Annotated in this window: 16 protein-coding genes; 9 read left to right on the forward strand and 7 right to left on the reverse strand. The window is 53.2% G+C overall.

The window, feature by feature from the left end:
• Positions 1–12: 12 nt before the first annotated feature.
• From HS100_01500 to HS100_01540, 9 genes are all read left to right on the forward strand, one after another.
• Positions 13–372, forward strand: coding sequence for a hypothetical protein (locus HS100_01500; GenBank protein MBE7432569.1), 360 nt, complete (start codon positions 13–15; stop codon positions 370–372).
• Positions 369–1,259, forward strand: coding sequence for a hypothetical protein (locus HS100_01505; protein ID MBE7432570.1), 891 nt, complete (start codon positions 369–371; stop codon positions 1,257–1,259). The genes HS100_01500 and HS100_01505 overlap by 4 nt, the downstream gene beginning before the upstream one ends.
• Before the next feature lie 63 nt (positions 1,260–1,322).
• Complete coding sequence (locus HS100_01510) at positions 1,323–1,832, forward strand: hypothetical protein (protein MBE7432571.1); 510 nt, start codon at positions 1,323–1,325, stop codon at positions 1,830–1,832.
• 186 nt (positions 1,833–2,018) lie between these two features.
• A complete protein-coding gene (locus tag HS100_01515) occupies positions 2,019–2,678 on the forward strand; it encodes a hypothetical protein (GenBank protein MBE7432572.1) in 660 nt (219 codons plus the stop codon).
• A 71-nt stretch (positions 2,679–2,749) separates the two neighbouring features.
• Positions 2,750–3,583: an AmmeMemoRadiSam system protein B gene (gene amrB, locus HS100_01520; GenBank protein ID MBE7432573.1), complete on the forward strand. Its 834-nt coding sequence runs from the start codon at positions 2,750–2,752 to the stop codon at positions 3,581–3,583.
• Between the two features lie 7 nt (positions 3,584–3,590).
• Positions 3,591–6,035, forward strand: a complete 2,445-nt coding sequence (gene priA / locus HS100_01525; protein MBE7432574.1) for a primosomal protein N' — start codon at positions 3,591–3,593, stop codon at positions 6,033–6,035.
• Between the two features lie 526 nt (positions 6,036–6,561).
• Positions 6,562–6,966, forward strand: coding sequence for a hypothetical protein (locus HS100_01530; GenBank protein MBE7432575.1), 405 nt, complete (start codon positions 6,562–6,564; stop codon positions 6,964–6,966).
• 60 nt (positions 6,967–7,026) lie between these two features.
• Entirely contained in the window at positions 7,027–7,542 is a 516-nt protein-coding gene (locus HS100_01535; protein MBE7432576.1) for a phosphoribosyltransferase, read from the forward strand.
• A gap of 6 nt (positions 7,543–7,548) precedes the next feature.
• A complete protein-coding gene (locus HS100_01540; protein MBE7432577.1) occupies positions 7,549–8,232 on the forward strand; it encodes a Crp/Fnr family transcriptional regulator in 684 nt (227 codons plus the stop codon).
• A gap of 225 nt (positions 8,233–8,457) precedes the next feature.
• Here the strand turns inward: HS100_01540 and HS100_01545 are convergent, their stop codons facing one another.
• The 7 genes from HS100_01545 to HS100_01575 form a co-directional block, all read right to left on the reverse strand.
• Complete coding sequence (locus HS100_01545) at positions 8,458–8,898, reverse strand: hypothetical protein (protein MBE7432578.1); 441 nt, start codon at positions 8,896–8,898, stop codon at positions 8,458–8,460.
• Between the two features lie 94 nt (positions 8,899–8,992).
• Positions 8,993–10,324 carry an ammonia-forming cytochrome c nitrite reductase subunit c552 gene (locus HS100_01550; GenBank protein ID MBE7432579.1) on the reverse strand — a complete coding sequence of 444 codons (1,332 nt, stop codon included), beginning with the start codon at positions 10,322–10,324 and terminating at the stop codon, positions 8,993–8,995.
• Positions 10,325–10,335: 11 nt separating this feature from the next.
• Positions 10,336–10,821 (reverse strand): cytochrome c nitrite reductase small subunit, encoded by a 486-nt coding sequence (gene nrfH, locus HS100_01555; GenBank protein ID MBE7432580.1) that lies wholly within the window; start codon positions 10,819–10,821, stop codon positions 10,336–10,338.
• Positions 10,822–11,140: 319 nt separating this feature from the next.
• Positions 11,141–11,608: a copper chaperone PCu(A)C gene (locus HS100_01560; GenBank protein MBE7432581.1), complete on the reverse strand. Its 468-nt coding sequence runs from the start codon at positions 11,606–11,608 to the stop codon at positions 11,141–11,143.
• Between the two features lie 28 nt (positions 11,609–11,636).
• On the reverse strand, positions 11,637–12,206 hold the full coding sequence (locus HS100_01565) for a DeoR family transcriptional regulator (GenBank protein MBE7432582.1): 570 nt from the start codon (positions 12,204–12,206) through the stop codon (positions 11,637–11,639).
• Between the two features lie 75 nt (positions 12,207–12,281).
• Positions 12,282–13,448 carry a glycosyltransferase gene (locus tag HS100_01570; GenBank protein MBE7432583.1) on the reverse strand — a complete coding sequence of 389 codons (1,167 nt, stop codon included), beginning with the start codon at positions 13,446–13,448 and terminating at the stop codon, positions 12,282–12,284.
• Positions 13,449–13,519: 71 nt separating this feature from the next.
• Positions 13,520–16,081, reverse strand: a complete 2,562-nt coding sequence (locus tag HS100_01575; GenBank protein MBE7432584.1) for an SMC family ATPase — start codon at positions 16,079–16,081, stop codon at positions 13,520–13,522.
• Positions 16,082–16,102: the final 21 nt, after the last annotated feature.

Genomic DNA, 16,102 nt, shown 5'->3' on the forward strand with positions numbered 1-16,102 from the left:
TATAATCCATTCATGTCCTCCTCGAAATTAATAACGATTTTCGTCGTTCTCGTTATCGGCATAGCGCTAGGTATTGTCTATGGCTGGGTCATCGATCCGGTTCAATTCACCGACGTTACTCCGGACCTTCTTCGAGAAGATTATCGCGTCGATTATGTATTGATGACGGCGGAAGCCTATCAAAACGATTTCGATCCCGATGCTGCTGCGCGGCGGCTCGCATTGTTGGGAAGCGATTCACCCGCATCGTTCGTTGCTTCTGCCCTGGAATACGCGAGCCGGAATGCTTTTACACAGGATGAGATCCAGGCTCTGCAAAATCTTTTAACCGCCATGCAAACCTATCAACCCGGCTCAATTAAAGCGCCATGACCCATCTTCCCCGGAATACAATCCTGCAGACCATCCTCGCGCTTCTTGCCGGATTTGGGCTTGGTCTGGCATACTCGTGGTTTCTTTCACCCGTCACCTATGTGGACGCCACTCCCGCGTTACTCCGCGCAGATTTCAAAGACCAATACCGAACCGTCATCGCTGCATCCTACGCCGCAAACCAGGATCTTGCGCGGGCGCAGGCGCGATTGAGTCTTCTCGGTGATGCAGACCCGGTTGCCGAACTCAGCGCGCAGGCACAGCGCATGCTCGCACAGGGAGAACCTTTTGAGAAAGTCCGCCCGCTTGCTCAGTTAGCCACCGACCTCCAACAGGGATTTGTGAGCGAGCCGTTCACTTCCACTCCTATTCCATCATTTAATACTCCCGACTCACCTCAAAACACGCCGACTGCAACAAATGCACAACAAGTGGATGAAGACGAAATTACCTTCACGCCGCTTCCAACCATTCTCTTCGAACAAACCCCGTTGACTCCGCTTGCGCAGGACACTCTCACCCCGCGTCCCACGTTCACACCCACACCGGGACCGGGCACTCCTTTCGCTCTTGCGTCCCAGGAAACCGTTTGTGACCCGGGCATATCGAAACTGATGCAATTCATCTTCATGGATTCACGCCGCGATCAGGTTCCCGGTGTCGAGATCGTCGTCACCTGGAACGAGGGAGAAGACCGATTCTTCACAGGCTTCAAACCGGAGTTGGGAAACGGATACGCGGACTTCGTCATGGAGGCGGATGCAGTGTATAACATCCGCATCGTTACCGGCGGTGCATTCGTCCCCGATATCAGCCCGCCTGTCTGCACAGACCCCAATGGCGTGGAATATCCCGGCGCGATATTGCTCACCTTCCAACAGCCTTGATCTCCTGCAACCAAATTAGTGTCCAATCGTTATATCCTGCAGGTCAATTTCAAGGAGTAATGAATGAACACAAACCAAACAGTACAAAAACCCGGGCTGGTCACCGCCATCGCCCTGATGACCCTTACAAGCGGAATCATCAACCTTTTCTGGGGCTTCGTCGCATCCGCAACGGCGCTCGGCACGATCATCGGCGTGGTCTGCCTGCCCATCACGATCCTCCCAACGATTCTTGGGGTGTTTGAAATCGTGTATGCCGCAAAGTTATTGAGCGCACAACCTCAACCGGTTCAACCATCCACATCCATTGCGGTTTTCGAGATCCTCACCTTTTTGATGGGCAATATTTTTTCGATGGTGGCCGGCATCCTGGCATTGATCTTCTATAACGACCTGGCCGTCAAGGAATATTTCGCCGCGTTGAATAGCGGATCCAACCCCCGTCCCTCCCCTGCAACGCCTCTTATCAACGAACCCGAGCCTGCGCCTCTCCCAGAACCCAAAGTGGAAGCAGTTCATCAAGAGCCTGCCCAGCCGGAAAAGATCAAACGACCCCGCAAACCATCGAAATAAGTTTTATCCACGCCAGAACAACCGCCCAAGCGCGGTTGTTCTTGTTTTAGAGGTTGTGTTATTTGGCTAAAAAGCTCCGAAATTGAAGTGCTCATTAACCATTCCCTATGCATCCCATAATCTAGCGGGTAAAATATGGTTTCAAACGTCGTTTTGACCAACTTTTGTGAACAGGAGATTACCACCATGAAATCATTTCGAACTTTAATCGGCTTTGCCGCCTTGTTGTTGGCGGTGAGCCTGGCGTGCGGAGGTTCCACGCAACCCACGGCCAATCCCACCCTGCCCCCGGTTCCAACCAACCCGCCCGTCGAAACTGAACCTGAACCCCAGCCAACAGAGGAAGTGCAACAATCCACAAATGGTATCGTCACCTTCGTCGACCAGAATAACCTTCTGGGATTCGATCTGCCCGGTGATTGGACATATGAACATACCGATCACGGCAATTCGATCTACTCCGATACACAGGCATACACTGACACCTTCACCTCCCCCGATGAATCAGCAAAGATCGAAAGCCTGGTCATGTTCGCGGATGCAGGCGTGACAGTGAACAATTCCACCAGCCAGGCCGTCGCCCTGGATATTTTGAACACCTACTACAGCAGCACCGGAACCAACAACGGCGACATCCGCATTTCGAGCGACCAGATCATGCAGGACGGTTCTGAACGCTTCGAATGGACATCCCGAGGCGGCAATTACTCCGGGGTTTCCTTCTTCGAGGTGCGCGGAGACGACAAACGCACCTGGCTGATGTGGACGGCCTGGTGGTCGAACGGCGCCGACCAGTCCGTGCTCGACATCATCGATAACGCCATTGCGACCTACTACATCCCGTAAGAAATAATTAATCCAAATCCCCGCGAAGCGTTCGCGGGGATTTTTCATTTCAAAAGTGCTACAATGAACACATGAACGCGCTCGACCTTCGCCCCTCCCCGATTGCCGGGACGTGGTACTCCGCCAATTCCAAAACGCTTGCCGCCAGCATCGACGAATTTCTCGACGGCGCAGAACTTCCTGAACTTGACGGACAGGTAATTGCCGTCATTGCCCCCCATGCCGGGCATCGCTATTCCGGCGCGGTCGCCGCGCATGCTTTTGCCGCCCTGCAAGGATCAAATCCCGAACTCATCGCGGTCATCTCGCCATATCACAACTACGACCCGCGCCCGCTCCTAACCACAAAACACCGGGCATATTCCACGCCGCTTGGTAATATCGAAGTTGATTTCACAGCGGTTGAAGAACTTCAATCCCATATAAATATCCCCATCACGCCCATCGCCAACGACCCGGAACATTCATTGGAGATCGAACTGCCCTTCCTGCAACGCGTCTTCGAGCAGGGATTCAAACTCCTGCCGGTCATGATCCGAGCGCAGGAAAAGGAGGTGGCTGAAAAACTCGGCGACGCGTTGTGGAAAACCCTTCAAAATAAAAACGCCGTCCTGGTCGCTTCCACGGATCTTTCACACTTTTACGATCAAAAAATTGCAAACCAGCTCGATCGGGAAATGCTCAAGCGCTTCGCGTCCCTCGAACCCGAAACGATCTTCGAAGCGGAACGTCAGGAAAAAGGATTTGCCTGCGGTCACGCCGCCGTCGCTGCGGTGCAATGGGCGGCGATCAAGCTCGGCGCAAACGAAGTCCAAATACTCAACTATGCCACATCGGGCGATGTCACCGGCGATCATTCCTCCGTTGTCGGTTATGGCGCGGCCGCCATTTTGAAAAAGATATAATCAAGGCATGTTCGCCCGCCTTGCCGTAAACATCCCCGCAATTTCCGGAATATTCGATTACACCATTCCATCGAAACTCGTCCCGCAAATTCGGGCGGGATGTCTTGTCACAGCCCCGTTCGGGAATCAAACCGTGCAGGGCATCGTCGTCGAGTTGACCGAATCTTCCTCCATAGAGAATCCCAAACTACTCCTCGACCTGCTCCACCCTGCCCCGCTTCTGACTCCTCCGTTGTTGAATCTTGCCATGCGGCTGACTGATTCTACGCTGAATCCTTTGTCCGCCATCATCGGCATGATGATTCCGGTGGGGTTATCACAACAAGCGGACGTTCTTTACGAATTACGGATTATCAATTACGAAGAACGATCCTCCAGGATCACAACCCGCCTCATCGATTTGCTCCGCGAGCGCGGATCACTCCGCGGACGGCAGATCGACTCTCACTTCGCCAAAGTCGATTGGCGTAAGACTGCGGGCCTGCTTGTGAAAAAGGGCGTGCTTTCTTCAAGGAACATCCTGCCCCCGCCGCGGGTGAGACCAAAGCACATTCGTGTTGCCCAGCTCGCAGTCACGCCGGAAGCTGCAGGGAAGGAAATCGATTCGCTCGGGTCCACAAAACAAACCCAGGTGCGAAGAGAATCTGCCCTGCGATTTCTAATCCAACAACCTGAGCCGATCAATCTATCCTGGGTTTATGCTCAAACCGGGTGCAACCTCGCCGATTTGCAGGAACTCGAAGAGCGCGGATTGATCCGCCTGTTCGAGAACGAGATCTTTCGCGATCCGCTGATAAAAATAAAGAATGGAGAATTGGAGAATAGGGAGCCGCTGGTCCTTTCCAATGAACAGAGTTTCGCATTAGATCGAATTATCGGCTCGATCACGAACCATCCGATCTCCGATCTCCAATATCTGTTATACGGTGTGACGGGTTCCGGCAAAACGGAAATATACCTGCGCGCGGCGGAGGAAGCGATCCGACATGGCAAACAGGTTTTGATCCTCGTTCCTGAAATCGCATTGACGCCTCAAACTGTCCGGAGATTCATCTCGCGCTTTCCGGGACAGGTGGGGCTTGTCCATTCGAAACTCTCCGAAGGCGAACGCTACGATACCTGGCGGCGTGCCCGGGATGGAAAGCTCAATATCATCATCGGGCCGCGTTCAGCGCTTTTTTCGCCACTGCAAAATATCGGTTTGATCGTGGTGGATGAATGCCACGACAGTTCGTATCATCAATCCGAGCCTCCCTGCTACAACGCAGTGACCGCCGCACAGGAATATGCGAAGCTTTGCGGCGCAGTCTGCGTGCTGGGTTCAGCGACGCCAAAGGTCGAGCAGCGATACATGGGAGAGCAGGGACGAATTCAAGTCATCGAACTTCCCAACCGGGTGACCGACTCGACACTCCCTCCTGTGCAGATCGTCGATATGCGCGACGAGTTGAAGAATGGCAACCGCGGGATCTTCTCCCGCGCCTTGAGCGAGTCGCTGGCGGAGGTGATCGAACGCGGCGAACAGGCAATCCTCTATCTCAATCGGCGCGGATCAGCGACTTATATTTTCTGCCGCGATTGTGGTTATGTGTTGAAATGTCCCAACTGCGAAACGCCGTTGACGATGCATGTTGAAACGTTGAATCGTTCGAACGGTCAAAACTTGTTGTGCCATCGCTGCGGTTACACCCGACAGACACCCAAGACCTGCCCAAACTGCAAAAGCAGCCAGATCCGTGAATATGGATTGGGAAGCGAACGCGTCGAGGCGGAGGTCAAAACCATGTACCCCGGGGCGCGCACATTACGTTGGGATTGGGATACGACCCGCCAGAAGGATGCGCATGAGATCATCCTGACCCACTTTGCGAATCACCAGGCAGATGTCCTGGTCGGCACGCAAATGCTGGCGAAAGGGCTTGACCTGCCGCTGGTCACTTTGGTCGGGGTCGTTCTGGCGGACGTCGGCTTGAACCTGCCGGATCCGTTTGCCAATGAAAAAGTGTTCCAAACTCTGACTCAAGTCGCCGGGCGGGCGGGACGGTCATCGCGCGGAGGCAGGGTGATCATGCAGACATTCAACCCCGATCATTATTCCCTTCAATTCGCCGCAGACCACGACGTGAACGGATTCTATGCGCGCGAGCTGGAATATCGCCGTAAACTTGGATACCCGCCTTTCGCAAAACTGGTCCGGTTGGAATATCGAAATGTGAACAATGACAAGGCGAAGGAGGAAGCCGTGAAGATGGCGGACAAACTCAAGGTCAAGTTGGAGGCGGAAGGGTTTCGTCAAACGGAGATGGTCGGTCCCGTTCCATGTTTCTTTGCAAAGGAAAACGGCGAGCATCGCTGGCAGATCGTTTTACGCGGACCTGATCCGACAGCCGTCTTAAAGGGGGCGAGATTCAATGAGTGGCGGATCGAAGCCGACCCGATCGATTTGCTATAATCGAGCCATATCCTCGAAAGGAGAATGTATCATGCAAAGTTTTTCGCGCGGCTGGTCTTTCCTGAAACAAGCCTGGAGTATGGCGTTCAAGGATAAGGACCTTTTGAAACCGTCTTTCTATGCTTTATTGGTGGGCGGCATAATTTCCGTGATCGGGATCATCCCGATCGCGATTGCGGCGATCTTTTTGGGCGATTCGGATATCGGCAACATCGTTCTTATCGGCATGGGGGCTGTTTTGATGTTCGTACAATTCGTGGTGACGTATGTTTTTTCCGGGATGACGGTGTATTTGATCTACGGGTATCTCACCAAGGGCGACGGGCGAATGGATCATGCCTGGGCGATCGTCAAGCGGGATTTCTTCGACATCCTGACCCTTGCGGCTGCGTCAACGGTTGTGGGGCTGATCCGCAATGCGGCGCAGCGCAACCGCCGGGGAGGCATGGGAGCAAGCATCGCGCGCCAGGCAACGGGCCTGCTTGAAACCCTGTGGACGGAAGCCGCGGCGCTCGTCCTGCCGGTGATGATCATCGATGACATGAATCTCAAGAACGGCTTGCAGCGGGTCTGGAAGATCACGAAAGAGAATCTTCTCCTGATCGGCATCAGCACCGTCGGCGTGCGTTTCGTGACCGGGCTGATCGGGTTTATCTTTGGAGTCATTGGTTTGATCATCGCATTCGTCATCGGCGGGGGTTTGGCGTTCGCCTCCGGCGGCGAAATGACCCTTACTGTAATCGGCGTTGTGCTCGGCGGGTTGATCTTCTTCGCCTTTGTAATGCTGGCAAGTGTCTTCAGTTCCTACACCAACACGGCGTATCACACCTGTTTGTATCTATGGGCAAAGGAAGTGGAGAAGGCGACTGCGGAAGGCAGGGCTCCTGCGCAAGTGCAGGCTCCCGCGCCATTGGCGGCGGTTTTGGTATAAATAATGAAAGTCCCTCTTGAAGGCAAACCTTCAAGAGGGACTTTTGATACAATACCCCATATGAAACCCGAACCGCGTCGTCAGGAAGCCATCTCGTGGGAGGAAGTGGATAGATTGATCGATCACTTGATTCCCCAATTCAAACGTGAGTTTACGGCGATGGTGATGATCACACGCGGCGGAATCATCCCCGGCGGTTTGCTGGCAGACGCGATGGATATTACCCACATCCTTACCGCCGCTGTGGACTTCCCGGCTCAGACGGAAAGTGAGCGTAGTTCCCCCCTGATGGTATGGCCCGAGTTCATTCAATTCCCTGCCGAGGATAAACTGCGCGGACGCCCCACCCTGATCGTGGACGATGTCTGGGGGTCGGGGCGCACCATCACCGCGGTAAAGAACCGCGTGTCGGCAGCGGGTGGATTTCCGGAAACGTGCGTCCTGCATTTCAATCCATACCGTAACCTGTTTGGGAGCGTCCGCCCGGATTATTATGCCGCGATAACGGATGCCTTCATCGTTTATCCATGGGAAATCGACCGCGGACCTGACCATGTTTTGCTCGGCGAAGTATGACATCCAATGAAAACCATCGAATCCAATCTTAAACAAAAGATCGAAGCGCTGCGGGGAAATCCATACTTCGACGATCTGAAAGAATCCATGCTGAAGGACATTGCCGGGCACATGCAGCTCAGGGAATACCAGCGCGGAGATGTCCTCTTTTGGGAGGGCGATCCCTGCGAGGGTTTGTTCATCCTCGAACATGGCAGCGCCAAGATCTTCCGCATCTCGGCGCAGGGACGGCAGTACATCGTCCGCATTCTTCAAGAAGGCGACACTTTTGCGGAGGTGCCCGCATTCGATGAGGGCGCCAGCCCCGTCAATGTCGAAGCCCTGGAAACCTGCCGGGTGTGGATCATCGACAAGAACAAACTGCACGCGTTGGTGATGGAACACCCGATGTTCGCCCAAAAAGTGCTTGCCAACTTCGGCACGATGCTGCGTGGCATGGTACGCATGGTGAGCGAGATGGCGTTCTACCAGGTGACTCATCGCCTCGCCCGCCTGATCGATGCAGAACTGCCGCAGGATAAGTCCCAGCACTGGACTCAGGAACAACTGGCGGCGCGATTGGGAACCGTGCGTGAGGTGGTGGCGCGTTCCCTCAAAGAAATGGAACGCAGCGGAGCCATCAAACTGGAAGACCGCCGCATTCAGATCGTCGACCGCGAGATCTTCGACCAGTGGGTCATGCCGAATTAAAAGCAAACCAATTAACCCAGAATCTAATTTGAGAAACGGATGAGCGCTGATGAACGCGGAAAAGGACTACAAAATCCTCGTTTTCAGCGTTCATCCGTGTTCCATTTGCTCTTAAAACGGACTCACCCACGAAACCTAAATTTCAGAGTGAGTCATGTTTTTTTAAGTATCCTGCATACGCGCTCCCGCCGCCGGAAACAGGAACGCCGCCTTGAGCCAAGAAATCTACTGCAGGATTTCGAAGTTCGTCACCCGCCATGATAACTCATCATCCATCGCAAGTTTGATGACGTCAATTGAAACTTCGGCAGGGAAGCCGTATTGTTCGTCGTAGGTTACGATGGCTTCTTCGGCTTCCATCATCTCCGAATTTAGTTCGTCAAAAAGACCATCGATGGTTGCGTATCTGACGTAATATTCGTAATTGGGGTCTGAAGCATCGACCGGGGTTCCATCCACGCGGGTGATGGAGACCACTTCCCCGTTTTCAACTTCGATGGTCAGGGGCATATCTTGATAGAACGGGCAAAAGCAGCCGATCACAAGGTCGTAACGATAGTGAGATACCCCAGCCTCCCCCCATTTATTGAGATTTTGCTCGTACTCTGAACCGGCAGAACAGGCAGACAGAATAAGCGCCAAAACGACTAAGATAAATTTTCTCATGATGTTCTCCTTTTCTATGTAAACGAATTTTCCCATGAATTGTTCCCAAATAAAAACTCCCCGTCTCTTCAGGCGGGGAGTACTTTCGGGTGAATTATTTATTCTCGTAGAAAGTGCCCGTTGCAAGCAGGGACGGGTCATTCACTGATTGCGCCGCAAGCATCTGCGATTGCCGCGCCAAATTCGTGGACTTGGCAAGCACCTCAAGCGCATACTCGGGATTGTGGAAACCGGTCGAATTCTCGGCAGAGATGAAATCCCACATGAACTGCGCTTCTCGGTGCAGTTTGCGCGCTTCATCGAGCAGAGCCGGATCGGCATCCCCCGCAGCGACGGCCGCCTTGATGGCGTTCATCGCATCGATGATGGCATCTTCAGCGCTGATCTTTGTATCCGCCACCTGCTGTTGAATGATGGCAACGCGTTCGACGACATATTCAGTGTTGGTATGGCATTGTCCGCAGGCTACTTCGGGGTTAAGCAGCGGACTGTGGACATCATGCGTAGAATACTTGGCTGCCCCATCACGCACGTAAGGCATGTGGCAGTCGGCGCAGGAGACGCCCGCCTCGTAGTGCGTGCTTCCCGCGGTAAAGAATTCGAATTCGGGATGCTGTGCCTTGAGCATGGGGCTGTCCGTTTCGGGATACGCCCAATCCTTGAAGCCGGCTTCTTCATAATAAGCGATGATCTCTTCGACCTTGGTGCCGTTGTCCCAGGGGAAGGTCAGATACTTTCCATCCCCTTTGAAATAGTATTCCACATGGCAGTTGGCGCAAACGACTGTGCGCATTTCCTGGCGGGTGAAGGTCGTCCAGTCCTTGCCCTGCCGTTCGAGAGCCTCTGCGAGTGCGGGGTTGGTGACGATGAGCCGCATGGTTTCAGCCTCATGGCAGTTGGCGCAGCCGATCGGGTTACTGATCTCAGGGGTCAACTCATTAAAGGACAATGCATCGTAGGCTTCCATTCCGAGCCTGTCCCACAAGCCGGGGTTATCGGATGATTTGCAGGAATAACAAGTTCCTGGCGTATGTTTGGGGTCTTCATCGTTCAAATTCAAACGCTTGGTCGCGCGGACATCTTCCAGCGCATTGGCATGACCGCGGTCATCGTTGTAATCCTTGCTGAAGGGATATCCTCCAAACAAGATCACCTGGCGCGGATCGCGTTCCAGCCAAGAGAATGCCGAAGAGCCGCCGTAGGTCGTATCGATGTTATTCGTCTCAGTCTTCATGAACGTATCGTATTGATTGGGATAGTTAATACCCCACCTGGCAGAATCCGGCTCCATCGCCGCGATCTCCACCAACGGCTGCACAGCGCGCGCTTCTGCAGGCTGGTTCTGGATGTATACCATCACGCCAATCAACACCGCGGCGAGCACTACTACCAATCCAGCAAGAATGAGGGTGATATAGTTTTTCATTTGCATTCTCCTTACTTGGTCGGATAAATTAACGAATCTTGATACGGAGCCCCTGTCGCGCCGCGCTCCCCATGCGCAACACTACGATGACACTCCCAGCAGTAGCGGTCCAAAGGCTGTGCGCCCGCCAGCATGGATTCCACAGTATCTTCGTGGCAATGGATGCAATTCTCCTGCACGATCTCCTTCGTCTTCTCTTCGGCGCGAATCATGGCCGGAATATTTCCCGTCACAAAGGCAAATGTATCTTTCGCGCCTTGCCTTCCTTTTTCCATGTAGTACGAAACAAAGTTGTCGTGAGGCAGGTGGCAATCGGTGCATTTCGCCACTTTGGCATGACCCCCGTGCGCCCAATTTTCATACTGCGAGTCCATCGAATGGCAGTTCGCGCATGTCTCGGGCGCGTCCCCACCGTACGCCGCCGCATCCGAAACCAGCGCAAAATACCCGAGCGCCAGCACCGCGATCACAATGGCAATTAAAGGGAGTTTGGACATGGATTAACCTCGCATTAATGGCTTTTGTAAAATATACCGAAACTTGCCAATATTTCTTGTGACTTATATCACAAAGGAAGCGATGAGTGACAATCCTCATGCCTGTTTGTGACAAATGAAGTCATCAGACATGAATAAATTCTACAAAAACTATCCAAGTTTCGGAATTGACATACGTCCTGAGTTGAAGATGACACAACCCCGCCTCCCCCTTCGGGACAACTGACCTGGCGTTGCAAGCCTGCGCCAATCATTTAAAAAACGCCCCACCGAGAAAGACGGCGGGGCAAAAGGAGAATGCGCCAGCGAAGCGCAGAACCTACGGCATATTATGTCCATCCATGCCCGAGCCGCCCATATTGGCAGCATCCATCACAGGGACAGTCATAGTTACATCCTCATACCCATCGAAATGCAAGGTCAACGTGATCTCATCGCCGACGTCCAAGTCCCTGGTCAAGCCGATGAACATGATGTGATAACTGCCCGGCTTCAATTCCAATTCCTCCCCGGCAGGTATCGCAACCGAATCCTGTTTGACCATTTGCATGGTCCCGTCTGCGCTCATCGAGCTTAAGTGAACCTCCACCGCAGCCGCCACATCGGACGAAGCGCCGATCAATGCCACTTCCGAGTCGGTGAAATTGGTCAACATCATATACGCTGCGCTGTTGCCGTCCTTCAAACCGGAGCGCACCCAGGGCTCGTTCGCTTCCACGCCTTCCCCGCCCCCGCATGCGTTCAACAAAATCATCCCTGCCACAAATATTGCAACTATTTTCTTCATTTTTCCTCTCAAATCATTGGTTTCTGAATCACATACCCGTTTGCACGTGCATCATTCCGTGTAAATACCTGACCGTTTCTTCCATATCAGACACTCGTCCCCCGAATCCTTTTTGGAATTTTTCGGCGTCCTGGTTCGAGCCGAATGCCAGTACGCTCGGCACGCAACAAATATTCACGTCGCTTCCGCTAACATAGGTGGCCTGCCCTGCGCTGATCATGTGTCCAAACAGATAATCCGCCGTCAGTGACTGCCAGATATTTTTCCCGCGGCTTACCATCATCAATCCGCAATGGGCACAACATGCGCGCTTCTCCTCCCCATTCTCGTATTTGACGATGAACACCGTCCGTTGGGATACCAGTTTTCCGCACATCGCGCATAAAGAAATTTCTTCCTGCAGCTTATTGCCTTTGCTGGGCAGAGTAGCTCCACCGTGTTTCTTGAGGATACGACCCGCTTGGGCAAGTTTGTTCAGGTCCCGATGGATCGTCATATTGGAAACGCCAAACGCATCCGCCAATTGTTGAATGGAGGCGCTCCCTTTATTTTGCAAATATTCAAGGATTTGTTTTTCGCGGTCGAGTGAGACAGTCATATGTTATATTTTGTTATCTTTAACAAGAGATGACGAAATATAACGAACTTGACCTTAATTAATCAAGGACTTTTATCACAATCCCGGTTGGTACTTTCTTCCCCGCCAAGTGACCCCTTGCCCCGAAATTACCTTCCAGGCAGAGGTCAACATCATCGCGGCGAACACCCCCGCTCCCAACGGGGTGGTCAACGCATACCATCGTGGAATTTCCATTCCCTGTGCAATTCTGGCGCGGATGACGATCAAATATCCCCATACAAGCAACGCCTCAAGGATCACCCCAAAAGCCATCCAACCACCGCCATGCAGATGCCAAATCAGGCCGAGCAGAGGCCACACCGGGAGGAACAAGGCTGCCATCAATGCCAGCGTTGCGCCAAAAGCGCCCAAGAGCAATAGATAAGGCTGATCCCGCAAGCCGAGATAAATATTCTTCGTCCAGCCCTCCCACATTTCCGGCAGGGATGTATACATACGCGTGCCGACCACTTGCGCCCCGCCCGCAACGATCAGCCGGTAACCGCTCCATTTTATATTTTCAGAAAGCGCCTTATCTTCCACGATCTGATCCCTGATTCTTTCATGTCCGCCCACCGCATCATAAGCACTTCGCCTAATGAAGATAAATTGTCCGTTCGCGATCGCATCCCGGCGGTTGGGATCGTTCACTTTCCGTGGAGAGAATCCCACGGAGAGCGCTGTCATTACCAACGGCATGACGGTCCGCTCCCAAAATGTGCCGAGGATTTGTTTGGTCATCACAGTGAACAGGTCCGCGTTCGTCTCGACGGCTTTTGCATACACTGATGAAAGCGCGTTCGGCTCGAGGAAGGTATCGGAATCCACGAAACAGAGCCACTCGCCTTTCGCAAAAGCCGAGGCTTGGTATAAGGCATGGGGTTTGCCCGCCCAGCCATCGGGCAGGTCCGAGCCGCTGAGGATTTTAAGTCCGTCATTCTGAGCTGCAAGTTGGCGAAGAATCTCGGATGTCGAATCGGTGGAGCGATCATCCAGAACGATGAGTTCGAAGTTCGGGTAATCCTGACGAAGAACCGCCTCGACGCAGCGCCGGATGTTGTTCTCTTCGTTCCGGGCTGGGATGCACACCGAAACCATCGGCGCGGACCCGGGCGGCGGCGCGGGTGTGACGACAATTTCAAGATGATATTGGTTGTGAATCCAATAAATGATGATGATGGCGAGGACGAACAGAATAGTGGAGATGATGAGATAAAGCATGTTGAAGGTTCGAAGTTGACGGTTATAAGTTCGATCCTGACTTTCAACCTTCAACTTGCAACCTGATCTTTTTACACCACCCGCACCGAACTCCCCCGCTCCGTCTTTTCGACCTCGATGCGATTCGGAAATGCATCCTTTAGCTCATCGAGATGGGTGATGATGAAGATCTTGGCAAAATCATTTCTGACCGTATTGATGGCTTCGACAAGGCGCTGACGGCCGAGAGCATCCTGCGAGCCAAAGCCTTCGTCGATGACCAGGGTCTGCAGGCGCGCGCCTTTTCTCTGAGCAAGGATTTCAGAAAGCGCCAGCCGGATCGCAAAGTTGACCCGGAAGGCTTCGCCGCCGGAATACATTTCATAATCGCGCATGCCCGACGAATCGCTGATGTGAATATCGAGAGTCTCCTTCAGGTCATCGCGTTTCTTGTCTTTATATTCCGCTTGAGTAACGAATTGAATCGTCATCGCACCGTCACTGAGGCGTTCGAGGATGTCATTGGCTTTCTGCTGAATTTGCGGAAGCGCCTGCTCGATCAGCAGAGCGGGAACGCCATCCCTGCCAAAGGCACGCTCCAGCGAACGATGACGCATAATATTTTGATTGATCTCCTCACGCTGACGTTCATACTCTGCGCGGCGGGAACGCAGCGTGGACAAAACATCCACTCGCTGACGCGCCGCCCCGGCTTCATCGCGGATACGGTTCTCGTCTTCGCGCAATTCGAAGAGTTTGCTCTCGGCTTCCTGTAAATTCGGCGCGCCGGACTCGGATTCAGCCAGAACCCTCTCTGCCTCCGCAAAGGATTTTTCCGCTTCGATAACTTCCCCTTTCCTCTTTCCTCTTTCCTCCGCTAGATCTTCTATCTCCCTGCCGATCATCCTGCTCAACTCGCGCGCTGACTCCAACTTACGGGCTTCCTCTTCCGCGCCGCGCAATTCGTTCTCCTCCCTGCGTTTGGCTTCATGCGCAGAAACATCGTAGCCAAGGTTGGAAAGTTCCTTGTTCAATTTTGCAAGCGCTTTATGCGCCTCGCTCGCGTACTTTCCACTTTCTAATATCTTTTCCATTTCCTTTAAACGTTTCGCGCCGGTCTTTTCCCATTCCTTACCTTGTTGCTGGATCGACTCCATTTGCAAAGTGAGTTGCGAAATGGAATTAGAGAAGCGCAGGCGCTCATTTTCGGCATTGGCGAATTGGGTAATGCGTGTCGCGTAATCCGCGATTTCCTTCTCGCTGTCATCGATGACCTTCTTATTGGCGCGGAATGTATCGCCTTTCTCCCTGCCGGTCTTCTCCAATTCCTTGAGCGTCGACTTTCGGTGACTTTCGCTCAAGGGTTGGCCACACAACGGACACTCAGCGCCTTCGGCGACTTTCAAGGCATCGATGCGGCTTTTGAGTTCATCCATCTCCCGCCGCAGAGACTCATTCTCCGCTTTTAAAGCGGCTTGCCGCTCACGCGCCGAATTGTGCTGAGTTTCCAACTCGGTTCGCTCTTTGAGCCTGGCTTCCGTTTCTTTCAAAGTTTTTTGCGCCGCGGTTAATTGTTTTTCTAGATCATCCACCAACGATAACTGGTCACTGATCACTACATGCCGCTTACCAAGTTCTTCCCTCTCCTGCTCCAATTTCGCTCTTTCCACCTCGATCTCTCGCAGCAAGGGCTGGCGTTTCTCATCATGCCCGCGGAATTGTGCCGCGTTATTTTCGAAGTCCTCCAGTTCCCTACGCGCCTTCTGCAAAGCCTTATGCGTGGATTCGATTTCTTTCGCGCGTTCCAGCAGGTCCGAATATTCGGCGCGTTCCACTTCCTTGCCTGCGATACGCGATTCGATGGACGCGAGCGCATCCCGCGCGCGATATAATTGCGACTCAGCCGAAGCGACATTCTTCCTCTGTTCATTGAGAAGCGCCGCATTTCGACGGATGTTTTCCAGGGCAGATTCCTGCGCCTCTCGCGCCCTTGTCAACTGTTTCAGCGATTCCTCCAACTCCCCCAGCCTGCGCCGGCGTTCGTCCTCTTCAGAAAGTTCAGCGTCAATTTCAGCAACCCGCCCGTCGATCTCATTGATCTCCAATTCCAATGTCCGTCGACGTTCTGCCGCGCGATCCTTATAGGTATCCCAGATCTCCAGCCCAAGGATCGAACTCAGGACCGCTTTGCGGTCGCTGGCTTTCTTCTGCGTGAACTGGTCGGCTTTACCCTGCAAAAAGAACGAAGCATTGATGAATGTTTCGTAATCGAGCCGCAAAGTCTGTTCGATACGCGATTGTGTCTCGCGCGTCGTTTTCTCCGTCAACGGACGCCATAGATCGCCGTCCTGCACCTGAAACTCCAGTACCGTGCTCTTATTGCGCGGCAGAGTTCGTTGAACGCGATACACATTCCCTTCGTATTCGAATGTCAATGCGACTTCCGCGGCTTTCACATCCTGGTTGAGATTGATGATTTCGGTCCCTTTGCCGCGCGCCTCACCGAACAAGGACCACGTGAAGGCATCCAATAGGGAGGACTTGCCAGCCCCGTTCTGACCCGAGATGCAGGCAAGTTGGATCGAATCAAAACCAAGCTCGACCGGATCGCGGTATGAAAGAAAACCGGCAATGCGTAAATGAAGAGGAATCATAGTTTCTCGAAAACGCCGCCG

It is taken from the genome of Anaerolineales bacterium (assembly GCA_015075725.1).
Taxonomy (GTDB): domain Bacteria; phylum Chloroflexota; class Anaerolineae; order Anaerolineales; family Villigracilaceae; genus Villigracilis.